We start from the raw sequence: 23,387 nt of genomic DNA, 5'->3' as shown, positions 1-23,387 counted from the left end.
GAATGTAGTAGAATTGATTCCCCGGGTTTCGCTGCCCTGCACCCAGGCTACAAAAAAGGATTAACCAAAAGCTTTAAATCCTTTATTTAAAGCACAATCAATTTGAAAGCTTGCTAATTGTTCATAATTAGTAGCATTCATTACTGTATTTTTTACAGAAACACTTCCATCTGAATTAATATTGTATTTAACAAATTCCAATATAGGATTACCTCGAGCAAGAGGGTTATCCAAAGTAAAATGCTTCACGGAAGCGGTAATCCGGTTGTTATCAATAACTAGAAAAGCATTAGGTTGTGCTGAGGCAATAATAGAATTTGAAGGCAATTTTTGTGCATTGCATTCATGGATACTCATTACTAATGTGATTTTTTTTCCTTGGGAGATAGAATCAGCGATGTCCGTAAATGTTGTTAATTGTTCTGCATGAACTACCGATGATAAAAGAATCAATCCTGATAAAATCATTGCTTTCATTACAACTATTCTCCTTATTTTCAGATTTTATTAATAAAGCAGCCTGAATTAAACGAAGTAGAGTCATGAAAGTTTCAAATTATTCGTTTGATTCAGGCTACGATAAGTAACTCATTGAAATGCTTTACAGGTGCAGGTTTAAAACAAATCTTCCTGTGTTAATCCCATTTTTTCCAACAAGCCACGCAATGTCTTTAATGCTTCGACTTGGATTTGACGAACACGTTCCCGGGTTAAATCTATTTCCTTACCCACGTCTTCAAGGGTAGCTTTTTCAAAGCCTCTTAAACCAAATCTTCTTGCAATAACCTGCTGCTGGTTTTCAGTTAATTTATCCAACAGGGATTCTATATGTAATCGTAAGTTTTCATTAGTTAAGAGTTCTGCTGGATTCACGCTGTTTTCATCAGCAATAGTATCCAATAATGATTTATTTTCATCAAAGCCTATGGGGGTATCTACAGAAGTCACTTTATCGTTTAACCCCAACAACTTTTGTACATCTTCCAGAGGCTTATCAACCATATCTGCAATTTCTTCGGGTGAAGGTTCATGATCTAATTTTTGTGTGAGCTGTCTTGCAGCTCTAAGATACACATTTAGCTCTTTAACTACATGGATAGGTAAACGGATTGTTCGTGTTTGATTCATAATTGCACGTTCAATCGTTTGTCTAATCCACCATGTAGCATAAGTGGAAAATCGAAAACCACGTTTAGGATCAAATTTCTCTACAGACTTCATTAAACCTAAATTCCCTTCTTCGATTAAATCAAGAAGAGGTAAACCACGATTAAGATAACGACGCGAAATTTTAACAACTAGACGTAAATTGGATTCAATCATTTTTTTGCGAGCGGCAACATCTCCCTTCAAAGCAAGGGTAGCATAATGCACTTCTTCTTCAGCGCTGAGTAGAGGAGAAAATCCAATTTCACTCAAATACAGCTGAGTTGCATCCATCATTTTAAGTGCACTTTTGCCACGAAAAGTAGGGAATGCGATATCATCCGTAAAATCATGAACCTCTTCATCTTCCTCATCTTTTTCAAGAAGCGAATCAATGTCTTCTTCCGCTAAGAGCGATTCATCGTCTGGTTCAGGCCAATCTCCATCCTTAAGTTCTGGTTCTTTAATTGACTCATCGTCTTCGTGCATTCTTTTTCACCTATAGTGTTAGTCATGTTGCGAAATTTTTTCCATAACTACATTATACTTCAAAACAAAGATTATTGTTGCTATAACTATAAGTTATCTGTCAACCTTTTTGTAGATAATTCAAAGGATTGACTGGTACACCCGATTTTCTAATTTCAAAATGAACGCCTGTATACTTGTGATCGATAACCCCGGCTTCTGCGATAACTTGCCCGGCTTTCACATGTTGCCCCTCAGAAACCATGATTCGCGCATTATTACCATAAGCAGTTAAATATTCATGATTATGCTTAATAATAATTAAGTTACCATAACCAGCCAAACCACTTCCAGCATAAGCAACTACGCCTTCTGCTGCCGCAATTACCTTTTCACCTTTTTTACAAGCAATATTTATGCCTTTTTTGCCTTGTTCAGGAACAAATGATGTGACCACTCGTCCACTAACAGGCCACAACCATCCTGAGGCAGAGCGGACATATCTATTTGCAGGTGAATAAATTATTGAAGGTCTTGTTCGAGGAGCAACATAATAATGCCTCATTGGAGCAGGGCGATGTGCTGTCTGCCTATGCCTTGGAACAATACCCTGTAAGTTGATTACTTGTCCGACTCTTAAGGAATAAGGAGGATTAATATGATTTAAGCGAGCCAAAGTTCTATAATCAGTATCATAGCGGAATGCAATGGAAAAAAGTGTGTCTCCACGCTTCACAATATAAATTTTTTGATGCCGCCAAGGATTCCATTTCAACTCAGTAACTGGGGCCCAATTACTCCCACAACCAACTAAGGTTACGACAAGGAAAAGACATAAAAATCTTTGGCAAAATGTAACTATCATTTATCACCCCAAACAAATCGTTTTACTCAATGCCAACCCCATTGAGCCAGTTGGCTAATTGATCAAACATTTTATAATTCGTCATATCCAAATGAAGCGGTGTGATTGAAACATACCCTTCGCTTATCGCATGAAAATCTGTTCCAGGACCTGCATCTGCTTGTGGACCAGGTAAACCAATCCAGTAAATAGGACGCCCTCTAGGATCCCGATCTTTTACAACAGGTTCAGCCCCATGTCGTGTTCCTAGTCGCGTCACTTGCAATCCTTTTAATTTATCCATGGACACATCAGGAATATTAATATTCAAAATCGTTTGGGAAGGAAGACGGTGTTTGCCCAATTTCATCACCAATTGTTTGGCAATAATTGCTGCTGTTTCATAATGCTGAATGTTATCCCCTACCATAGAAATCGCAAGAGCAGGCAAACCCAAATAGCGTCCTTCCATTGCAGCAGCTACAGTGCCAGAATAGAGGATATCATCTCCTAAGTTAGCCCCTTCATTGATCCCGGAAACAACCATGTCAAATTCAGTACTTAAAAAACCAGTCACTGCCAAATGCACACAATCAGTAGGAGTACCTTCAACACTATAATAGCCATTATCCAATTTTTTGACTTTTATGGGCTGAGACAAAGTCAGAGAATTACTTGCGCCACTTCTATTTCTATCTGGAGCAACGACATCGACATTTACAAAAGTTGATAATTCTTTAGCTAATATATTAATTCCAGGTGCAAAAACCCCGTCATCATTACTTATCAATACGTTCATCTTTAACTCGTTGGTGATTCAAACCATCTAACCACTGCTAAATGATCAGCTAGATCACGTTTATTCTGAGTTAAATCGGCTTGTAAATTTTCATTAGTTCCCACAGTTTTTAATTGTACTTGTTGTTGCGCAATTGCCGTTTGCAATCCCATGATTTTTTTCCCGAAACCCTGGGGACTAAGTTGTAATTGATACGCGAGTTTATTCATACGATTAGCAAGAGCTTCTAGTTGCTCACAAGTTAAGCCCTGTGGCTGTCTATTTGGGCAACTTTTTATCGCTTGTTGCAATTCATTGGGGTGCGATTTGTAATAATGTTCATTTTTTGCTGTACAAGATGTTAATCCTAAAATGACAAAGAGCACTGTCAAATATTTATTCATACTCAACCTATTATAAACTACAAAAAAGCGATATTATCATTAGACAACTGCTAACGCCATCTTATGAGATAACCATGCTTGATTTTAAATTGCTACGTGATCCACAAACAGGAGAACAATATATTGAAACCTCCCTTTGTGGTAAACCACTTCTCACTACGCCCCAATTAAATAAAGGGACCGCATTCACAAATGAAGAAAGAAAAGAGTTCGGCCTGTTAGGTAAACTCCCCCATCGAGTTGAGACACTGGATGAACAAGTCAAACGCGCCTATTTGCAGTATTCCAGTTATACCACACGGTTACAGCAAAATATTTACTTGAATAATTTACATGATAAGAATCAAATTCTTTTCTATAAATTGATCAACCGCCATTTAGGTGAAATGTTGCCTACAATATATACTCCAATAGTAGGAACCGCAGTAAAGCGTTTTAGTCATGAGTACAGGCAACCTCGAGGATTGTATATTTCCCATTCAGATAAAAATCAAATAGAAGAAATATTAAAAAATCGTTCCAACCCTGAAATCGACGTAATCGTTGTAACTGATGGGGAAGGTGTTTTAGGCATTGGGGATCAAGGAATCGGGGGAATGGATATTCCTGTTGCCAAACTAATGGTCTATTGTTTATGTGGTGGAATTGAACCGACTCGTACTCTGCCGGTTTTTCTTGATGTAGGTACAAACAATCAGGAACTACTCAATGATCCTATGTATCTAGGCTGTCGCCATCCACGCATCAGCCCTGCAGCTTATGATGACTTTATTTCCACTTTTGTTCATGAAATCCACAAACAATTTCCCAATGCATTCTTACACTGGGAGGATTTTGGCCGAGGGAATGCACGACGCATCCTGGAAAAATTCCAAGATCAATTGTGTACCTTCAATGATGATATTCAAGGTACTGGTGCAGTTACTTTGGCTGCATTATTAGCAGCATGTGATGTAACCGATTCAAAATTACATGAACAACGTATTGTTGTTTTTGGTGCAGGCTCAGCGGGAACGGGTATTAGTGATCAAATTATTGATGCTATGGTTCGCGAAGGAATCAGCCCGGAAGAAGCCTATCAACGTTTTTGGCTAATTGATCGTCAAGGATTACTACTCAGCACTGACCCAGATCTTACTGAAGCACAAAAGTGTTATGCACGAGATCCTAAAGAGGTAGAGAAATGGGCTATTAATGAAAAACAACATCCATCCCTGACTGACACTGTAAGACATGTTAAACCCACTATTCTTATTGGTTGTTCTGCTCAACCAGGAGCTTTCTCACAAGATATCATTGAAACCATGTCTGTCAATTGCGAACGCCCTATCATTTTTCCATTATCAAATCCAGATGAAAAATGCGAAGCAAAACCAGCAGATATACTAATATGGAGTCAAGGAAGAGCATTAATTGCTACAGGAACTGCTTTTCCTGCAGTTGAATACCATAATCGTATGGTGCAGATTGCCCAATGCAATAATGCATTGGTTTTTCCTGGAATAGGATTAGGAGTACTTGCTGTTAATGCAACGAAATTAACAAAAGACATGATCCTGGCTGCAGCACGTGCTTTATGTAAGTTTGCACCAAGTAAAAAAGAAAGTTACTTACCTTTATTACCTTCTTTAGATGATGCACAAATTGTTGCTAAGGAAATTGCAGCAGCAGTAGCACGTTGTGCTATTGATTCTGGGCTCGCGCAAAAAAATCATGATGCAGATTTGGAAAAATTGATAGCAGATATGTTTTGGGAACCAAGATATTTGCCATTTCAATTTAAAAAAGCATGATAATTCCTGTAGCCTGGGTGCAGCGCAGCGAAACCCGGGGGCAAAACTTCTTAAACCCGGGTTTCGCTGCGCTGCACCCAGGCTACCCGTCACATAACCCTAACCCAACGCATGCTCAGGACTTGCAAGAAGCTCTGTGCTTCGTGGGATGGACGCGACACGTAATGAAGAATTTAGTTGTATTATCCCAAGACCACCAGTACTTTTCCTGCCTATAGTTAAATCAACATTGAGCAATTGCATTACATTACCACTTTCGAATTGATAGTTAATCTTTAAAGGAAGGGAAAGTGTCCATATGTTATCCCTAGATTCAATGAGTTGGATTTTTCCATCTATTTGACTTGTTGCCCTTAATTTTTTGGTTTTAAATGTTTTCATCTTACCTGATTTTTCCAAGGAATTTATAAATTCATACCATGACTGCTCCATATAGCAGGATTGCAATTTCTTCAATTGGGTATCTATAGATTCAGAATCAAAATCAAAAGACTTAGTTACAGCATACTCAGCCCAATCCGAGATGATATCTTGATTAATATTTTTCATTTCAACAGGAATTTTATAATCACAATCGATCAAATCTACTTTTTTTTGTTGTTCCATTGTGGGTTGTTGCGTATTTTGAACTGAATCGATGTTCTTATTAGATAAATTAGTCGCTGCTTTATTAGTGCTCTCTGGATCATTAAGTGTCGCAATAATTCGCGTAATACCGAACTCGCCTGAAGGTTTACGTTCCATAGATAAATTAACATTCAGAAACTTAATTACTTTGACTTGTTTGTTTTGATAAATAACTTGTAGAAGTAACTCCATATTCCATTGATTTTTTTTAATTCCAACTAGTTTTGTTTGACCACTCACCTTACTGCTCATAATGAGATTTTGTGATTTAATTGCCTCTATGTTCCCTGATTTGTCTAATGCATTCTTAAAGTGTTCCCAACCTTTTGCAGTATAACAAGACTTTAATTTCTCTAACTGGGTATCTATAGATGCAGAGTTAAAGTCAAAAGATTGGATCGCGGCATTTTCTGCCCATTTTATAGCCAGTCCTTCATCAATCTTTGCCATTCCGTCTGGAATTTTGAAATCACAATTAATTGTCTCTGGCCGATTTAGTTGCTCAGATGATGTGTTAAAAATAATATTGGGAACTTGAGCTTCTTGTGAAATCTCAAGACCTTGAACTGGTTTTATTTCATTATTCCTTTGTATTTTTTGAATCGAACCTGCTCGTTGCTGACTGGAAGGTATGTGTGCATTGGATGCCACAATCTCAGTATTGTTGGAAGACGAAGTAGTCCCGCTCGGAATGGCGTTCACTTTTAAAATGACGGGCTCACCATTTGTGTTCCTGCCTATAGTTAAATTAACGTTCAATTGGGTAATTTGATTCTTATCATTTTGTTGAGCTACTTGCATTGGGAAGGTAATGTTCCATTGATTTTTTTTATTTTCGACACGTTGTGATTTCTTATCTCTCTGCTGACTGGCTGGAATTTGAATTTTAATTGCTTTTAAATTTTGTAATGCAGAATTAAATCCAACAGTTCCTCTTTCTTTAAAAGAGGAGAGTAATTGAGGCAATTTAGTATCAAAGACATCGGTTTTAACAGCAAGGAACTGATTTTTAGCCCACTCAACACCAGCCTTAGCAGACTTTTCTATTCCCACTATTTTCACCAAATTTTTATACTCATCAAGAATTAAGTTTGCTGTCTGAGTTTCTATTGATTTCTCATGGTATTGATGCTTTTGTATCTTAACGAGATGTTGAAGCAGTTTTGCATTATCTCGCTCTATTTTTAGACCTAATTGTGGCTGACTTAGAGCGCCATCTATCTCAGAAAAAGGTGCCCTTGGCGCACTGACGAATAAAGAGGCCATAAACGAAGAAACCTCTTTTTGCAGGCTTTCCGCCTTGTTTATTTGCTCAGCCACACTAAAAGAAAGACCTTTCATCGCCTCTCTCATTGATATTGCTTTTTGAGATAATGAGGCAGAACGGGGTGTAGCGACCATTTGAACTATCCCAAGTTTAAATGCGTTTCTCCAGCTGATAATTATGTAAACATTGAGAAAATGCGTCACCTCTTCTTTATCGTTTTTATAAAGAACTTTAATAGGTACATTCATTTTCCATTGGTTTTCTTGAACATCAATAAGTTGAACTTCTCCATCCAATGTACTGCTTACAATTAGATTTTGTGTTTTAATTGAATTAATATTGTCTTTTAATGCATTAGTGAAGCTTAGCCATCCATTTTTAGTATAACATGCTCGTAAATTTTTCAATTGACCATCAAGAGATAGAGAATCAAAATCAAAGGAATGGAGTACAGCATATTTTGCCCAGTTGGCCATTAAAGTTTTATCAATTTGAGTTTCAGCTGAAATCCTATAATCACAATTGATTCCGATTGATTGGTGGGTAGTGTTTGTCTTTTTTGGATGAACTGCCTCTGCTTGCTGTAACCCCCGATAGGGTTTGACGCTCGTGGATATTTTTTCAGAAATAGCATCTGGGGTTTGCGCAGCATATACTTGAAGACAGATCAAATTGAATAATGCGCCACAAACTATAATTTTTTTCATGAGATAACATCCTTATAATATCTAACATCTCTTGGTAGTTAAAATATTCTCATTAAGAGCGTAATAAATAGTACAAAAATTTCAATAGTATTGCTGAACTTATTCAAAAAGAGCCTCAGACAAGCTTGTTGTCACTTAGTGTTGTTGAGAGACATTGTTGAATAAATTAAAATTAGGTAAATCGTACTCCGATTATACTTTTTTTATTTCATTTTTGCAGAAGCTAGGTACTCAATAGAGTCATTCGGTTTAAAGCACGAATATCCTTTTGTTTTTTGCTGAGTATCCACACTAACTCACCCTAATTCCCATCTGTTTTTACAAAATTCACTGTAATTTTTTTAACTGTTGCAGTTTCAGGCTCCCAGGAACGAGCATATTTAAGTACAATCACAGTACTTGCAGGGTAGCTTTTTCCTTTCTGTAATGCAAAAGTGAAGTGCATTTGACCACCAGCACCAATAAGATTAGTCTTTGGTCTTTCAAAAGTACTGCTGCTAAGGGTTAATAAATTTTTATCAAAATGGACGACCTTCCATTGAAATCCTGTAGTTGGATTTGCAGGTAAGCTTACAACAAAATTAGGATTATTCGCGTTAACTTCCATAGTTGAATTATCATTTGCAGAAGCCATCATTGAGCAACTGAGAAGCAATAGACCAAGTGCTGTTTTCATTCACAAGCTCCTTTTGGATTTTTCTTTTTCTACACATCAGTTTAGCCTATTTTGCTAAATTCTGTTACTTCATTTCATTATTCCTATATAACAATTTTGGTCAAAAATTCGATTATATAAAAGAGTAACAATTCGACATTGTTCAGGGTTAACTAATTGACTGTATTCATAAAATTAGATACTCTGCGCAAAGCTGAATCATCGGAGGATTTTTATGCTCAATTTAATTGGCTGGAATGATATAAGCGAAATATTAGATTTTAAAGATGAAGCAGGAGATGAACATTATCTTTCAGGAGTCATCGAACGCACCGTTAGTAAATATAAAGAGCGTCCCGGTTTTTTTACCCCTTATCAGGAGGGTAAAGAATTGGCAGGAGAGTTACTGGCGCCGATTTGGTATCCATTAGCTTCGACAATTGGTACAGCCCTTATGGCATTTACGGCAGTTATTGCTGCCTGTTACTTCGTTGGCTTCCTGTTGTATGGCCTTTTGTCGATTGTCATGATGAGTGTGGAGCATCGTAATACTGCATTAGAAGGCATCGCAGACAGCCTTGCACTAGTAGGTTTATCACTTCTTGGAACTGCTGCAGGTGCATTACTAACAGTTCTTAGTATTCCACATAGTCTTATTTCCCTCTTTACTCGATCAGCAGCGACAGCTGTTTCTGCAACAACTGATTGTTGTGAAGACAATGATCCCTATTCCATTTACCGTTAGATTTTATGAAGCTGAGCTACAAGGCACTAATTTTCAATATAAATCTTGATCTTAAAGCATAGAAAAGCGATTATTTTATCCTTTGTAATCACAGTTAGGAGCGCGCGTGGAACACGAAACCATGGAATTTGATGTAATCATCGTCGGTGCAGGACCGGCGGGGTTATCTGCCGCGATTAAATTAAAACAATTGGCCTTAGCCGCTCAAAAAGAATTATCGGTTTGCATTTTGGAAAAAGGGGCTCAAGTTGGAGCTCACATTCTTTCCGGGGCAGTTTTAGAGCCGAGAAGCCTTAAAGAGCTTCTTCCAGAAACCTGGCAGGATGCACCTTTAGATACTGCAGTAACTGAAGATCTTTTTTATTTTCTAACTAAAAAAAGCGCCTATAAACTTCCTACTCCCAAACCCATGCATAATGAAGGCAATTATATTATTAGCCTGGGTGAGCTTTGCATGTTTCTTGCGCAACAAGCAGAATCTCTGGGTTGTGAAATCTACCCTGGTTTTGCTGCGGTTCAAGCGCTTTATAATGATCAGAATCAAGTAATTGGTGTTGCAACTGGGAGTGTGGGCCTCGATAAAAATAAGGAAAAAACAAACAATTACCAACCTGGAATGCATTTGCTTGCGAAACAGACTTTGCTTGCCGAGGGATGTCGTGGCCAACTGAGCCAAAACCTAATGGCTCGTTATCATCTTAGAGATAAATCTAATCCACAAACGTACGGTTTGGGTATAAAAGAAATTTGGCAGATCAAACCAGAGCAACATAAACCCGGAAAAGTGATTCATACAGTAGGCTGGCCAATGGATCATGCAACTTATGGTGGTTCATTTATATATCATTTATCGAATCAACGCGTTGCCATTGGTTTTGTCGTAGGTTTGGATTATAAAAATCCCTGGTTAAGCCCTTTTGCAGAATTTCAACGTTTCAAAACACATCCATTAGTACAACCTATATTAGCTGGAGGTGAACGAATCAGTTATGGTGGACGTGCACTCAACGAAGGTGGATGGCAATCTTTACCAAAACTTACTTTTCCAGGTGGTGCATTAATTGGTGATGCTGCTGGTTTTCTTAACGTTCCTAAAATTAAAGGAATACATACAGCAATGCAATCAGGCATGCTTGCAGCGGAAGCATGCTTCGACGCATTACAGCAAGAAAACCCTTCCCAATTTGAATTATTCACTTATTCTCAAAAAGTCAAAAATTCTTGGCTGGATCAAGAACTTCACTCAGTACGTAACATACGACCAGGATTTAAATACGGCTTGATTCCAGGTTTGCTCAATGCAGCGCTCGAAACTTATATTACACGTGGCCATTCTCCATGGACCCTAACCAATCATGCGGATCACAATACATTGATTCCAGCAAGTAAAGCCAAGAAAATAGATTACCCTAAACCTGATGGAGTTCTCACTTTTGATAGACTTTCATCTGTCTTTTTATCAAATACCTATCATGAAGAAAATCAACCCTGCCATCTCGTATTGAAAAAACCTTTATTGGCAATTGACGTCAATTTAAAAACCTATGCATTCCCTGAAGGCCGATATTGTCCTGCAGGAGTATATGAAATTATCGAAGAAGAACAGGGTCCTAGATTACAAATCAATGCTCAAAATTGCATTCATTGTAAAACCTGTGATATCAAAGACCCGCGACAAAATATTGTCTGGCATGCACCTGAAGGCGGTGGCGGACCTAATTATTCTGGTATGTAACGATCAAACAGGTTGGATTTTAAAATTCAACCTGCATTGAATCCATTATTGAACAATTTTACAAAAAATACTGTTTTAATAGTGTTTTTTTCAACATTCTGCATCATAATTCGCCCCTTATAAATTTAATTAATTTAATGAGTGAAACAGCGTTGAGCTGTTGACTGTTCTTCAAAGGGTACCTATGTCCATATTAACGAATATATATAAAAAAGTACTTACTAATTTTAATACGTATTTAGCTGATCCAAAGCAAGTAAAATTATTAGCAGCAAATATTAAGCTATTTGAAAAAATACCTGATTCTGATTTAAGAAAAATCTTTAAACGAGCCTCTGCTTTTGATGTGGTGGAAAATAACCGGGTTCTCTTAATTATCGCAGACAGCTACATTCAATATGCACTTGAAAATAAAAAAAACACCAACCTTGATGATCTACTTGTTCTTTTAAACAAAGCAGCGGATTGTTTTCAGAGAACTATTGACACCAATGAGTCACTTCCCCCTGCACTGTTAAGTGAAGAACACTCAGAACAGTTACTCATCGCCAACTTTCAATTGCAGAAGATTAAACTCCTTAAAGCTGATATGCGACTCTTTTTTATTGAAAAAGAAATAAAGAGTAATTCACAAGATACTACCTCCATTCGAAAAGAGTTAAGAAGCATTATTCATGAATATAATAATTTTAAAAAAATCCTGAATAAGAGTTATAAAGATCCAATACTTAGAGAGCAACTTTCCATCGATAATGATCTCTTAAATTATATTGATAAAGGGTTTAAATTAGCAAAAAAATTATTTGATACCACGGCAGCACAACAAACAACAAAGCGTTATCACACTAATACTGCTCCGGTAGTTGATTTCGATGAAGATGAAGAGATGGAAGCTTTATCCAAAACAAAAAAGAAAAAACAAGATACAAGTAATAATCAAACAAGTGCATCAAATTCCACAAATACAAATTCTGAAAATGGAACTACACCATTTGAATTGAGTGGTTTAGAAATTCTAAGTACCGCTGCCCTTGATATTGCCCCCATGGTGATAACTCATAATGATAACGTTATGGTTCTGCACATGCCAGAACCTATGGCGCTGACTTATGATGACAATATTATGGCTCTGCCTATGTCAGAACCTAATCTGGGAGTGCAAACTTTTGGGACACAACCACATTTATCCCAATCTGCAGAAGATAGTAAGAAGTTTTTAAATGAATTCAATAAATGGGCTCATGCATACTTCTATACAAGAGATGAATATTCAGAAGCCCAAAGAACTGAAAAATCTCTAGAAAAAATAGCTCATTCTTTATTATTTGCTGCGATCAACTTAAAAAAAGAAAGTTCGGTTTTTAAAGATAAACGATTTAATCCAGCCATTCAAATGGCACTCCAGTTATTTTCATTAGCTTGCGCAAAAGAAACCCAAACAGCATACGAAGCTAATGAAAAACTAAATGGTTTATCAAAGACCTATGCCCCTCTTTTAAAACCATTCGTCCGTTCATTACTACGTACACCACCTGAAAAATTTATTAGCCATCTAAGACTGCAATTTTCTACTGAAAGCCAAGCTAATATTTCCTTTTTAGGCTTAGAACTTCAGGAAATTATTGAGAAATTATTGAAACACCTTGAAACCGTATTAACCAGTGATGACTATGCAAAAGTTACAAAATGTTGTCTCGATTGTTTAATACAAGCTCATGATAGGTTAATGGAGCATCATTCTCAATTTCAGTTCAGCTAAATAAAATAATTATAACGTTGGTGAAGCAGTTCACTCTGCTTCACTAAACTTATTTTTGAGCTACATACCGTTGAACACCATTTTAAGGCGATAAGCATTGTAAATACCATTCATTTTGTTTTAAACCATACTCCCAAACATCCGACAATTCATCCTGCCGATAGGCATAGAACACGAAACGTTGAGGTTGTACACGAAAACCACAATACTCGGAGCTGAAAGGAATTGATTTGCCATCAAACGAATCCGCAAGCTTCTGACGCTTTTCTTCGAGAGTATTTTTGTTATCAATTACTTGCATCGAAGTAGATGCGTAACTTAAAAAACGAATTTGGGCCCATTGCGGGTAAGTTTCCCAATATTTTTTATTCTCTTCATAATTTAAACGGTATACATTACCCTCAATAATCACTTCTCGTTGCAAAAGTTCCAGCCAGAAAACCAGACTTACGCAGGGATTGCTTTTCAATTCTCCTACTTTGCGCGTAGCCTTTTGCGTAAAGAATAAAATTCCTTCCTCCGAAATTTCACGAACAGCAACAACACGACCATGTGCGGCACCATCTGATGCAGTAGAAGATAAAACAGCATGGTTCGGATTAGGTGCCCCTGCCTTTCGTTCACTCTCCAACCAAATGCCTAGTTCAATAATCGGATTTGTTTGCATTACATATTTTCCCACAGCTAAAAAAACGTTTAATTATTTGTACTTGCAACTCAATTTTAGACATGCCATCAAGAATAAAATCTGCGTTTTTTTTCAATTCTTCATCAAAAAATAAGGTTCTGGCTTCATTTAAATATAATTCCAACTCATCCAAAAGCTCTTTTTACCAGCACCTGATACCCCACTAACGCCCAGTACCATGACCATAAGATGCCCTCATCAGTGCAATGACTATTCAAAAACATCTGCTTATTATATTCTAAATTTGGGGTTGATTTAGCATATACAACGTAAAAGCATTTAAACTACTCTAAGGATGACAATATGTTTCATTCGCTCCATATACAAGGTGTAGAGGCTTTTAAAAAAGGTGAGTATATACACGCTAAAAAACTATTCCTTCAAGCGATTAGTCTAAATCATGAAATACCGGATACTTATTTTCTTTTAGGTCAAACATGCTTTTTGTCTGATGAAAAAAATGAGGCCATTTCTTATTTAAATCGCTTTATTGAATTAACTATGAACAAAAAAAATCGGGACAACTGGTCTTATGCCTTTGAGCTTTTAGGACAATGCTATGCTGCTGACAACCAAGATGAGGTTGCAATCACATATTATTTTGCTGCGATTGAGAATGACTTTAATTGTGTATCGGCACGACATAATTTGGGGTTAAGTTATATGAAGCTTGCTCAAAATTATCTCAAGTCGCATTTAAATAATTGTTTTATTTTACTTAGGGATGCGCAAATTGCACTCACGTCAGCCTTGGCACTATGCCGTGATAATCCAATGCTTTTACATTCAGTGGCGAGCTGGCACGAACAATGTATTGATCTACTAAATCAATTAGCAGAAGAGAAAAATACTCAAGAAGACATTAGCGTGAATTTTATATGTGCTATTCACTATTATCGGGAAGCACTGGCTCATTGTCATAAAGATGACCATTCACTTCACCAAATGATCACAGAGAATTTAACCGAATGTTATGCGCAATTTGGACATCATCTGTACCAAAACAAAGAGTATACAATAGCTCAAATTTTATATTCTTTAACTCTTGATCTGGATAAAAATCATATTCCTGCACTCAATCAAATGGGTATATGTTCATTCAAACAAGGGATGTACATGGAAGCAAGAAAAACGTTTGTAACGATTCTTGAACGAACCGTTGACATTCAAGATCGAGCGGATGCCTGGTTAAATATAGCATGCTGTTATCGACTTGAAAAAAATTGGGGAGAAGCAGAAAATTCGCTTGCTGAAGCGAGAAAATTAGCCCCTCAAGATCTACGTGTCAATGAAGAAACAGAGAAACTAAAGCAAGCACGCTCTAATGCATTGCTGGGGGTAAATACTCAAACTATTTTTGGGATTAAACCGGATAACACTCCATCTTTCTCAGTTGAAGAAACTGATATCTTGCAGCCAATTAATTCAATACCAGGTATACAGGATTTTTTGTAATATTACCTGTTTGCCTCCCCAAGATGATCAATTTATAAAAACCATTGCCATTATTTAATTCAAATGGCAAAATAATGGGCACCCCAATCTTTACCCTATAACAAATGAAAGAATGGCTAACTCTTTTTTATGCATCAAATCAAGAAACTACCTTAACTTTAAACGGTAAAACTTTTAAAAAAACGGATTGTGAACGAATTGGTGGTGGTTCCGAAAAACATGTCTATAAGATTAAAGGCACAAACCAATGCTTTTTTATCCCTAATAAAGGTTGGGGTAATTGGGATAACAAAATTCAAGCGGAAAAATACTTACTTGATCAAATTACTGACTTAGGGTTAAAAACACAACGATTTGAAATTGCTCCAATTGAAATTCGAGAACCAGGAAAACCGCCACATACAATTAATGTTCTTGTGACAAAAGATTTTGAAAGTCTTTGCGAAGAAGAATCCATTGTTATTTATAACCCCAAAGGAGATCAAAGGGTTATTGGTACACCTCCAGACATTAGTGCCATGAAAAAACGCCTGAAGGATAAGGCATTCGCGGTAAAAATGATGGAAAGAATCATCCATGAATATGCAACCGCATTCACATTTTCGTTGCCAATTGGCATTCTAGGCTCCTTAGATGATAGCCAGCATTTTTATTTTAAATTACCTCCCGATGAATCTAATGAGCCCCCAGTAATAGGTTTTATGTTTTGGGATGTTGTCTCAGATTTTTCAGGACCAGAATTACCCTATGTTCCAACCCTAGAGGATTTAAAATCAGGCACTAGAAGCAAATCCGATCTTTTTTACCATCCTCTTCGAGGATTAGAGCATCTAGCAAATAACGTTGCTTGTACTATGCTCGAAATGTCTTATAAAAACTCAAATAATGAGTTATCTCATTCTTTTGCGTTTGTAAAAGAAATTGAAGATGATTTAATTCAAGTTTTAAACAATGACGCGATTCTTCATGAAGCTCTAGCTCAAGCAAGAAAGCAGGGAGTTAATTTTTTTACCCAATTGTTAAATGAATTAAAAGACTTTGAAAATAAAAATATTTCTCCCGAGGGTTTTGTTGAGTTCATGAAGTCCGCTCTCTCCCTCGATGAACCTGTTTTACTCCAGCGCGCTTTCAAAATCCATCCTAATCCTACTGATTTGCCTAAAGAAAAAATTGATCAAATTATGGCTACAGCTACAAAATATGGAAATCCCACCAATATTGACTTTTTAAATACACATCTTGTTTTAGCAAAAGAAAATATAGAGTTGGAAAAACAACGATTGGAAGCTGAAAAGTTAAAAAACGATTTTATTCAAAAATATAATGCAAAATTTACCTCCGATCAAAAAGCATGGTGTGGTTTCTATTCATTTTTTGCTACAAGCTATGTTAATAATGACATGTCCTTAAAAGAGTTAGTTGAACATGCTCAAGGTCATTCCAAACAAGGCAGTGGAAAACGCAGTCAGGAAGTGATGAGGAAAATGGGGTGGTTGAACGAAAATAATGAAGTGAGCGGCGCGATAAGTGAGTACTTATTGAAAATTTAGAAAAATGAACTCTTCTGAGCAAGCCATACTGTTGCGCCCCCACAATCTGGATCGCGAATTTTATGTACCAATACCTGCAATTTATTGCTATGTAAAATCGTTTCGTATTCCTTGGTATCCAGTGAAGCATGATATAAATCATAACCACCATTATCGCTCCAAACCTCTCCTGCTTCAGGGCCCGAAGTAAAAAGTAATAAACCTTTAGGTTTAACTAAGGAAGACAATAAACTCAACGTACTTCTTTGATCGGCTTGAGGTAAATGAAAAAAGCTATGCCATGCAATCACTATATCGAATTGCTCATTAAATTCCATCGCGCGCATATCCGCTAAGATCCATTGAGCATTCGGAAAATTTTGCTTGCAGCGAGCTATCATTTTTTTACTGGCATCAACACCGGTTAACTCATAACCCGCTTCAATAAAAAATCGTGCAATAGGCTCACCTGTGCCACATCCAACATCCAATACACTCCCTCCACGAGGAAAATATTCTTTTACTTTTCCCAAATATAATTGTTCCATATTCAGCTCTTTATTCCGATGAGCATCATACCAATCAATAATTTGATCATAAGTTTCATAAACTTTGTTTTTGTTTGATTTTTTCATCATTTAATCTTTAATTAAATTGAAATAACGATTTCCCTAGGAGCATTATTTTATCCCCCATTTGAAGGTCTACCAATAAGTTGATCGCTTTCTTCCTTTTCTTGAGGAACTCTGACAACTGATTTATAAAGAGCAGAGTTATATTTTATTATGGAATCAGATAATTCTTTGTCTCGAACAATACCTACCTGCCCAGTCAACGTTGGGTTGGAAACTAAAGACACAAAGCACTTCACGGCCTCAGCTAAAGCTCGCCATAATGAAGAAGAACTTCTCATTGCCTCATGAGAAAGGGTCATTAATTCTCCATTAATTTTTTCCATTTCCTCGCTTTCACCTGTGTGGGCCAGGTTAAGGCTTTTATAACATTGTGCAATAATATGAGTCATTGTATCCAATTTTTTTGGATCCAGCATTTCCAATTGATATTCACTTCTATAATCACAAATTGCATCAAGTTGCATTAATACTCGCTCCATTGCTTCTTGAAGTTGAAAGTCCGGTTCTTTTCTCACTTCTGTTAAAAAGGTTTCATAATGAGCCTGATATGCTTTAATTACTGCATCCTTAAGTGCCTTGCCTGCATCAATTTCTTCTTTATTGGCAATCTTTTCTTTCAGAGCAAGATAGCAATTCAAACGCGCATCGATACCTGTTGCATGCTCACACCCAGCTAATGAATCCAGCAATGCTTGCATAAGCTCTTGTTTTGCTTTTAATTGTTTTGGCTCGTCAGCGCACCATTCACGTTCATCAAACAGAACTTCATTTAGCTTTTTTTCTAAACGCTCATTTTGTGGGTTTTCCATTAGACGTTGAACACATTCTAATTTATCTACATGCAAACCAATCGCCTTATCTAAGAATCCATCGGGACCTAAATATTGATTGTAGTAATCAAGCAATTGCAATTTAGGATCCAATTCAGGATCCAATGTAGCATCATCCTTCATTGCTAGAATTGTTTCAGCTACTTTTGGAGCAACCCCATATAAACGAGAAGCCATTAGCGTTTTAACTCGATCAAACTCGTTAAGAGGGGTGTATGTTTGAGGGGGGCTGATAATCACGTAATGATCACGCTTAGAATCATTAGGCTCTGGTTCAATTTGTATTACGTCATCAGTTTCAATTCCTTGTGGGTTTATAGTGCCATTTGGAATATTACCACCATGGATAGTTACAAGATCAAGCATACCACGTCTTAAATAACCGGGACGGTTTCTATCAGCTAGTTCTTGTTCACTTTTTACATGATTATAGGTTACTGGTCGGCTGAATCGAGAAGCTGCCAGGGAAACACGATCAAGCGCATGTATTTCAGGATGAGCATTAGGATCCAACCACATATTTCTTCCAGTACCGTCCTGATTGAGTCTATCTCGGGTATTTGCATCATATCCAGAAAGCATTAAATTTGGGCAAGCAGAAACAAGCCCAGTCCAAGTGGTAACTTTTTTTACAGTTGCTTTATTGAGATTATGCCAGTCTTGATTCCGTTTGACTGCATCACTTGCATCTAAATGTCCAGTAACCGCTTGCACCTTAATGCTTTCATTGTTTGAGGTTCGTGTCACAGTAAAATCGGTAACCAACCCCCCTTTATTGTATGCTGAACCAAATGGTATATCCGTACTTCGTCTTGCCTCTACAGGCTTACCCACGACGGTTAGCTCCAAATCTTCCTTACAAACAACAAAGGTAGCCATCCCTGTAGTACCAAAAACCGTGTCCAGTTTAGTACGGGTTACCATCTGGCTCAAGCATTCTACTTTATAACCTGAGCCTGGTGGAAATAGAGCTTCCAACTGCTTTTGAGTCTTTCCGAAATGGACTTCTTGACAATTAATAACAAAAAAACTGGCACCGGCACCATCGCCGTCACTTGCAATTAACTGCTTAATTTTTTTACAAGCTCTTGGACCAAGAGTGTCATTACCACAGTTTGCTGTAATCGATCGATATTCAAAGGGCATATAAAACTCTCCTTTACTGCTCGATCAGTTTGTTAATGCATATTATTAATATAGACCATAGCGAATAACATAACGCGAGATTTGGATAACCTATTTTCAATCCCGCATTTTTTTTCATAAGCAAATACAATGACACTATTATACATAATTTTATACATTATTTATATTTTTTATGCACATATTCTGACTGATGGATTGTTTTCTTCCCTATGGCGGTGCCGATCCTGAGAAACAGTTACTGCGTCAAATATTTGCTCCACCTCGCCTTTTTCAGCCCAAAAGCTTTGAAAAGCTAAGGGATACCTTTGCAATGCATCCGATTTAGAAATTTCTTGAGGCTTTTCTATTTCGCTTAGCAGTACTTTTAGTAAAGAAATTTTATCTTTTATTTTTTCATTTTGGGGATCGGCTTTTTGTACTAGTAACTGCAATTTATATTGAATCAGTTCTAACAGATAAGGTTTGACCTTCTCCATCTCCATTAAGCGAATAACTGCACTGTAATCACAACATGTAAACATCCTGTGATGTTTCGGTTTTATTTCTTTAGAATCTTTGGGTTTTAAGATCTCCTCCTGGTTCGCAATTGCATCCTGAATGACCTCTGGTTTACTCAAATAAAACCATCCCTTGATTAATTGTTTTCCTTCACGAGGAATCATGCGCCATAAGATATCAAAACCAGTAAACAAGACTGCTGCAATTGAAAACGCTGTGCCTGCAGCAGGGATAATTGGAAAAAGCAATACAAAGACAACTGCCCCCAAAGCAGAAGCTAAAATAGCCATCACAAACAAGTTATTGAGTGCCGCCTGGATGTAATGCATACGCTGAATACTGTTTTGGGGAGATTCATAGGCTCTCAATAAATTGAGTCCAAGCATCAGCAGCTGATGGCTCAATGCCACAGCTAAGCTGCTAAAAAAAAACCAAGGACCAGCAGTAAAGCTAAAACTAAGGAATGCTGATATCGCTGCACCATAAAGTGATATGCTTGCTAACACGGCACAAACTGTTGAAGTAATAAAAAGAAACCATAGATCAAAATTGCGATTGTTGGCTTTTGCAAGTAAATAGCCATTCATTAGTGCATTTACAGTCAATAAAAAACCTATAAAAGGTAACATGATGTAAAACAAGGGTGAAGCACGAAATGCTGCTGATAATCCTGCATCAGCCATTGTCGTAAATAAGGCTATATCCTGTGTTTCTCGAATGTATGCAAGCGCTTTCTGCAACTGAGTAACAAACATAAACCTCCTGATAATTATTATTATTCTTTATACTTGGGAGACCTATAAAAACTCTTAAAATGTAGCCTGGGTGTATTGTAGCCCATATTAGCACAGCGTAATCCGGGCTACAAAAAACTATCTCTCTCGCAAATGAAAGAAGAATTTCATTTTATTGACGCAAGTGAGGGAACAAAATTACATCACGGATTGACTGTGAATTGGTAAATAACATAACCAAGCGATCAACCCCAATGCCCTCTCCTGCAGTGGGAGGTAATCCATATTCCAGCGCTTCAATATAATCACTATCAAAATGCATGGCTTCTAAATCACCTGCATCCTTTTCTTCAACTTGCTTACGAAAACGATCAGCTTGATCTTCTGCATCATTTAATTCAGAAAATCCATTGGCGATTTCTCGACCCGCGATAAAAAATTCAAACCGGTCGGTCACTTCTGGATCATCATCACTGCGACGTGCCAAAGGTGATATTTCAGTGGGATAACCCGTAATAAAAGTAGGTTGAAATAACTGGTGTTCAACGGTTTCTTCAAACAATATAATTTGCAGCTTGCCTAAGCCATCAGTTTCTTTAAAAGGAAATCCTTTTTTCTGTAAAATCGCACGGCAACTCACGATACTCTCAAGTTGCTGAGCATCAATTTCAGGATGATAATATAATATTGCCTCTTTTACGGTCATGCGCGTAAATGGCTTATTAAAATCGATAATTTGGCCTTGATATTCAATCTGCCGTTTTTCTATTACTGTATCACAGATGTAGTGTAATAATTCCTCTGTAAAATTCATCAAATCCTTATAATCTGCATAGGCTTGATAAAACTCAACCATTGTAAATTCTGGGTTATGGCGTGTTGAAATACCTTCATTGCGGAAATTACGATTAATTTCATAAACTCGCTCAAAACCACCCACAACGAGACGTTTTAAATAAAGCTCAGGCGCAATACGCAAGTACATGGTCATATCCAATGTATGATGATGCGTTACAAAAGGTCGAGCCATAGCACCACCAGGGATAGGATGCATCATAGGGGTTTCTACTTCCAGGAAGTAGTTTTTATCCATAAATTGTCTAAACGCCTGAATTAATCGTGAGCGTGTTAAAAAAGTAAGACGACTTTCATCATTAGCAATTAAGTCCACATAGCGTTTACGATATTTGATTTCTTGATCTGCTAAGCCATGAAACTTATCAGGCAAAGGTCGCAATGATTTCGTTAATAATTCAACGCGTTCCGTATGTACCGTAAGCTCACCCGTATTTGTTTTGAACAGCTCACCTTGAACACCCACTATATCGCCTAAGTCCCAATGCTTAAACTCTTCATATTGCTCAGGAAGATCATTTGCTCGAATATATACTTGCATACGGCCTGAAAAATCTTGAATATGGAAGAAGCTGGCCTTCCCCATAATACGTCTTAATACAATACGACCCGCTACAGTTACTTTAACATGTTGTTCTGCTAAAGTTTCCTTATCCAAAGAATCATAGTGCTTTATAATTTCCTGGGCTAGATTTTCACGACGGAACTGGTTTGGAAAATTAAACCCTTTTGTACGTAATTCAGCCAATTTTTGTTTGCGAATATAATAAACTTCACTTTCATCGATATGTTCTATTTGCTCATCACTCATGCTGCCCTACTCCTGCCTTTAAACTGGCTTCAATAAATTGATCCAATGCCCCATCCAATACTGCTTGGGTGTTGCTCGTTTCAACACTGGTGCGTAGATCTTTAATACGAGATTGATCTAATACGTAAGAACGGATTTGAGATCCCCAACCTATATCTGATTTACTGGCTTCCAATGCCTGCTGCTCTGCATTTTTCTTTTGCATTTCCAATTCATATAATTTAGCACGCAGCTGCTTCATTGCCTGATCTTTATTGCGATGTTGACTTCGATCATTCTGGCATTGTACTACAATCCCACTTGGAGCATGAGTAATACGTACTGCCGAGTCAGTTCGGTTAACATGCTGGCCCCCAGCTCCGGATGCTCGGTACGTATCAATACGTAAATCAGCCGGATTAATTTCTATATCAATATCATCATCAACTTCGGGTGAAACAAATACTGCTGCAAAAGAAGTATGTCGTCTATTTCCTGAGTCGAAAGGAGATTTCCGTACCAAGCGGTGCACACCACTTTCTGTACGCAGCCATCCAAAAGCATACTCGCCTTTGAAATAAATAGTAGCACTTTTAATACCAGCGACCTCTCCTGGAGAACATTCAATTAATTCAGTAATAAATCCATGTTGCTCCCCCCAACGCAAATACATGCGCAATATCATTTCGGCCCAATCCTGGGCTTCAGTTCCACCTGAGCCTGACTGAATATCTAAATAAGCATTTGAATTGTCCATTTTTCCCGAAAACATGCGACGAAACTCTAGATCAGCAACTTTTTGCTCAATAGAGGACAATTCTTTGCTAATTTCATTTATAGTCTGTTCGTCATTTTCGTCGCGTGCAATCTCAAATAATTCATGAAAATCATTAATGGATTGACTTAATTGAGTTAAAGTAAAAACGATTGCTTCCAGCTGCGTTCTTTCACGACCTAATGCCTGAGCAACTTCTGGATTATCCCAAACTGTAGAAGATTCTAATTCTCGGACAACCTCTTCCAAACGTTCACTTTTCGCATCAAAGTCAAAGATACCCCCTAAGCGCTTCAATTCGCTTCTCAAGATCCACCAGATTAAGATTAATTTGGTTTACTTCTAACATATGTGTCTCTTTAAAAAATAGTAATTGAGTCAAAGCTTTTATTTCTATTGTAGCCTGGGTGAAGCGAAGCGGAACCCAGGATCGGTAATACTACTTTCCCGGGTTCCGCTTCGCTTCACCCAGGCTACAATACGATTAAGTATGATCTGGTAAAAAATAAGCTTGAGATTTTACC

The 23,387-nt window shown here is 37.3% G+C and carries 19 protein-coding genes; 6 read left to right on the top strand and 13 right to left on the bottom strand.

The annotated features are described in order from the left end of the window. Nucleotides 1–60: 60 nt before the first annotated feature. The 5 genes from Lstg_RS00840 to Lstg_RS00820 all read right to left on the bottom strand — a co-directional run bounded on the left by Lstg_RS00840 (nt 61) and on the right by Lstg_RS00820 (nt 3,640). Nucleotides 61–477 (bottom strand): VirK family protein, encoded by a 417-nt coding sequence (locus tag Lstg_RS00840; protein ID WP_058475770.1) that lies wholly within the window; start codon nt 475–477, stop codon nt 61–63. A 138-nt stretch (nt 478–615) separates the two neighbouring features. Then, nucleotides 616–1,635: an RNA polymerase sigma factor RpoS gene (gene rpoS / locus Lstg_RS00835; RefSeq protein ID WP_058475769.1), complete on the bottom strand. Its 1,020-nt coding sequence runs from the start codon at nt 1,633–1,635 to the stop codon at nt 616–618. Between the two features lie 100 nt (nt 1,636–1,735). Beyond that, on the bottom strand, nt 1,736–2,479 hold the full coding sequence (locus tag Lstg_RS00830) for a peptidoglycan DD-metalloendopeptidase family protein (RefSeq protein WP_058475768.1): 744 nt from the start codon (nt 2,477–2,479) through the stop codon (nt 1,736–1,738). Between the two features lie 22 nt (nt 2,480–2,501). Continuing rightward, nucleotides 2,502–3,257 (bottom strand): 5'/3'-nucleotidase SurE, encoded by a 756-nt coding sequence (gene surE / locus Lstg_RS00825; RefSeq protein WP_058475767.1) that lies wholly within the window; start codon nt 3,255–3,257, stop codon nt 2,502–2,504. Between the two features lie 2 nt (nt 3,258–3,259). Continuing rightward, the gene (locus Lstg_RS00820; protein WP_058475766.1) at nt 3,260–3,640 is read right to left on the bottom strand and encodes a hypothetical protein; all 381 of its coding nucleotides are present in this window, start codon (nt 3,638–3,640) and stop codon (nt 3,260–3,262) included. A 74-nt stretch (nt 3,641–3,714) separates the two neighbouring features. Here Lstg_RS00820 and Lstg_RS00815 point away from each other — a divergent pair, with 74 nt between their 5' ends. Beyond that, nucleotides 3,715–5,433, top strand: coding sequence for an NAD-dependent malic enzyme (locus tag Lstg_RS00815; RefSeq protein WP_058475765.1), 1,719 nt, complete (start codon nt 3,715–3,717; stop codon nt 5,431–5,433). Nucleotides 5,434–5,532: 99 nt separating this feature from the next. Here Lstg_RS00815 and Lstg_RS00810 read toward each other — a convergent pair whose 3' ends face one another. Both Lstg_RS00810 and Lstg_RS00805 read right to left on the bottom strand, forming a co-directional pair. Next, nucleotides 5,533–8,034, bottom strand: a complete 2,502-nt coding sequence (locus Lstg_RS00810) for a DotI/IcmL family type IV secretion protein (RefSeq protein WP_058475764.1) — start codon at nt 8,032–8,034, stop codon at nt 5,533–5,535. A gap of 301 nt (nt 8,035–8,335) precedes the next feature. Beyond that, on the bottom strand, nt 8,336–8,710 hold the full coding sequence (locus tag Lstg_RS00805; RefSeq protein ID WP_058475763.1) for a protease inhibitor I42 family protein: 375 nt from the start codon (nt 8,708–8,710) through the stop codon (nt 8,336–8,338). A gap of 214 nt (nt 8,711–8,924) precedes the next feature. Here Lstg_RS00805 and Lstg_RS00800 point away from each other — a divergent pair, with 214 nt between their 5' ends. The 3 genes from Lstg_RS00800 to Lstg_RS00790 all read left to right on the top strand — a co-directional run bounded on the left by Lstg_RS00800 (nt 8,925) and on the right by Lstg_RS00790 (nt 12,928). Next, on the top strand, nt 8,925–9,434 hold the full coding sequence (locus Lstg_RS00800) for a hypothetical protein (protein WP_058475762.1): 510 nt from the start codon (nt 8,925–8,927) through the stop codon (nt 9,432–9,434). 106 nt (nt 9,435–9,540) lie between these two features. Further along, nucleotides 9,541–11,169, top strand: coding sequence for an electron transfer flavoprotein-ubiquinone oxidoreductase (locus Lstg_RS00795; RefSeq protein WP_058475761.1), 1,629 nt, complete (start codon nt 9,541–9,543; stop codon nt 11,167–11,169). A gap of 184 nt (nt 11,170–11,353) precedes the next feature. Beyond that, nucleotides 11,354–12,928, top strand: coding sequence for a hypothetical protein (locus tag Lstg_RS00790; RefSeq protein WP_058475760.1), 1,575 nt, complete (start codon nt 11,354–11,356; stop codon nt 12,926–12,928). Between the two features lie 82 nt (nt 12,929–13,010). On the opposite strand, the gene Lstg_RS00785 is transcribed toward Lstg_RS00790, so the two are convergent. Further along, nucleotides 13,011–13,595, bottom strand: a complete 585-nt coding sequence (locus tag Lstg_RS00785) for a pyridoxine/pyridoxamine 5'-phosphate oxidase (RefSeq protein WP_058475759.1) — start codon at nt 13,593–13,595, stop codon at nt 13,011–13,013. A 324-nt stretch (nt 13,596–13,919) separates the two neighbouring features. Here Lstg_RS00785 and Lstg_RS00780 point away from each other — a divergent pair, with 324 nt between their 5' ends. Both Lstg_RS00780 and Lstg_RS00775 read left to right on the top strand, forming a co-directional pair. After that, entirely contained in the window at nt 13,920–15,071 is a 1,152-nt protein-coding gene (locus Lstg_RS00780) for a tetratricopeptide repeat protein (RefSeq protein ID WP_058475758.1), read from the top strand. Between the two features lie 104 nt (nt 15,072–15,175). Then, a complete protein-coding gene (locus Lstg_RS00775) occupies nt 15,176–16,621 on the top strand; it encodes a hypothetical protein (protein WP_058475757.1) in 1,446 nt (481 codons plus the stop codon). On the opposite strand, the gene Lstg_RS00770 is transcribed toward Lstg_RS00775, so the two are convergent. From Lstg_RS00770 to prfB, 5 genes are all read right to left on the bottom strand, one after another. Continuing rightward, on the bottom strand, nt 16,618–17,235 hold the full coding sequence (locus Lstg_RS00770) for a methyltransferase domain-containing protein (protein ID WP_058475756.1): 618 nt from the start codon (nt 17,233–17,235) through the stop codon (nt 16,618–16,620). The two genes, Lstg_RS00775 and Lstg_RS00770, sit on opposite strands and share 4 nt — an antisense overlap. A gap of 50 nt (nt 17,236–17,285) precedes the next feature. Further along, nucleotides 17,286–19,211 carry a hypothetical protein gene (locus Lstg_RS00765; RefSeq protein WP_058475755.1) on the bottom strand — a complete coding sequence of 642 codons (1,926 nt, stop codon included), beginning with the start codon at nt 19,209–19,211 and terminating at the stop codon, nt 17,286–17,288. Between the two features lie 170 nt (nt 19,212–19,381). Next, nucleotides 19,382–20,464 (bottom strand): hypothetical protein, encoded by a 1,083-nt coding sequence (locus tag Lstg_RS00760; protein WP_058475754.1) that lies wholly within the window; start codon nt 20,462–20,464, stop codon nt 19,382–19,384. A 151-nt stretch (nt 20,465–20,615) separates the two neighbouring features. Beyond that, nucleotides 20,616–22,109, bottom strand: a complete 1,494-nt coding sequence (lysS, locus tag Lstg_RS00755) for a lysine--tRNA ligase (RefSeq protein ID WP_058475753.1) — start codon at nt 22,107–22,109, stop codon at nt 20,616–20,618. After that, nucleotides 22,102–23,212 (bottom strand): peptide chain release factor 2 gene (prfB, locus tag Lstg_RS00750; RefSeq protein ID WP_115324560.1). Its coding sequence is split into 2 segments (ribosomal slippage): nt 22,102–23,136 and nt 23,138–23,212, totalling 1,110 coding nucleotides; the frame shifts between segments, so codons are not numbered across the junction. Before prfB ends, lysS begins: the two co-directional genes overlap by 8 nt. Nucleotides 23,213–23,387: the final 175 nt, after the last annotated feature.

It is taken from the genome of Legionella steigerwaltii (assembly GCF_001468065.1).
In the GTDB taxonomy this organism is placed as follows: Bacteria; Pseudomonadota; Gammaproteobacteria; order Legionellales; family Legionellaceae; genus Legionella; species Legionella steigerwaltii.
Note: the sequence above shows the minus strand (reverse complement) of the source record. Positions and strands in the feature narration are given on the sequence as shown.

Bases quoted from the DNA above. Each gene is read 5' to 3' on its own strand.
- Lstg_RS00840 (WP_058475770.1), bottom strand. From the start codon at position 477: ATGAAAGCAATGATTTTATCAGGATTGATTCTTTTATCATCGGTAGTT.
- rpoS (WP_058475769.1), bottom strand. From the start codon at position 1,635: ATGCACGAAGACGATGAGTCAATTAAAGAACCAGAACTTAAGGATGGA.
- Lstg_RS00830 (WP_058475768.1), bottom strand. From the start codon at position 2,479: ATGATAGTTACATTTTGCCAAAGATTTTTATGTCTTTTCCTTGTCGTA.
- surE (WP_058475767.1), bottom strand. From the start codon at position 3,257: ATGAACGTATTGATAAGTAATGATGACGGGGTTTTTGCACCTGGAATT.
- Lstg_RS00820 (WP_058475766.1), bottom strand. From the start codon at position 3,640: ATGAATAAATATTTGACAGTGCTCTTTGTCATTTTAGGATTAACATCT.
- Lstg_RS00815 (WP_058475765.1), top strand. From the start codon at position 3,715: ATGCTTGATTTTAAATTGCTACGTGATCCACAAACAGGAGAACAATAT.
- Lstg_RS00810 (WP_058475764.1), bottom strand. From the start codon at position 8,034: ATGAAAAAAATTATAGTTTGTGGCGCATTATTCAATTTGATCTGTCTT.
- Lstg_RS00805 (WP_058475763.1), bottom strand. From the start codon at position 8,710: ATGAAAACAGCACTTGGTCTATTGCTTCTCAGTTGCTCAATGATGGCT.
- Lstg_RS00800 (WP_058475762.1), top strand. From the start codon at position 8,925: ATGCTCAATTTAATTGGCTGGAATGATATAAGCGAAATATTAGATTTT.
- Lstg_RS00790 (WP_058475760.1), top strand. From the start codon at position 11,354: ATGTCCATATTAACGAATATATATAAAAAAGTACTTACTAATTTTAAT.
- Lstg_RS00785 (WP_058475759.1), bottom strand. From the start codon at position 13,595: ATGCAAACAAATCCGATTATTGAACTAGGCATTTGGTTGGAGAGTGAA.
- Lstg_RS00780 (WP_058475758.1), top strand. From the start codon at position 13,920: ATGTTTCATTCGCTCCATATACAAGGTGTAGAGGCTTTTAAAAAAGGT.
- Lstg_RS00775 (WP_058475757.1), top strand. From the start codon at position 15,176: ATGAAAGAATGGCTAACTCTTTTTTATGCATCAAATCAAGAAACTACC.
- Lstg_RS00770 (WP_058475756.1), bottom strand. From the start codon at position 17,235: ATGAAAAAATCAAACAAAAACAAAGTTTATGAAACTTATGATCAAATT.
- Lstg_RS00765 (WP_058475755.1), bottom strand. From the start codon at position 19,211: ATGCCCTTTGAATATCGATCGATTACAGCAAACTGTGGTAATGACACT.
- Lstg_RS00760 (WP_058475754.1), bottom strand. From the start codon at position 20,464: ATGTTTGTTACTCAGTTGCAGAAAGCGCTTGCATACATTCGAGAAACA.
- lysS (WP_058475753.1), bottom strand. From the start codon at position 22,109: ATGAGTGATGAGCAAATAGAACATATCGATGAAAGTGAAGTTTATTAT.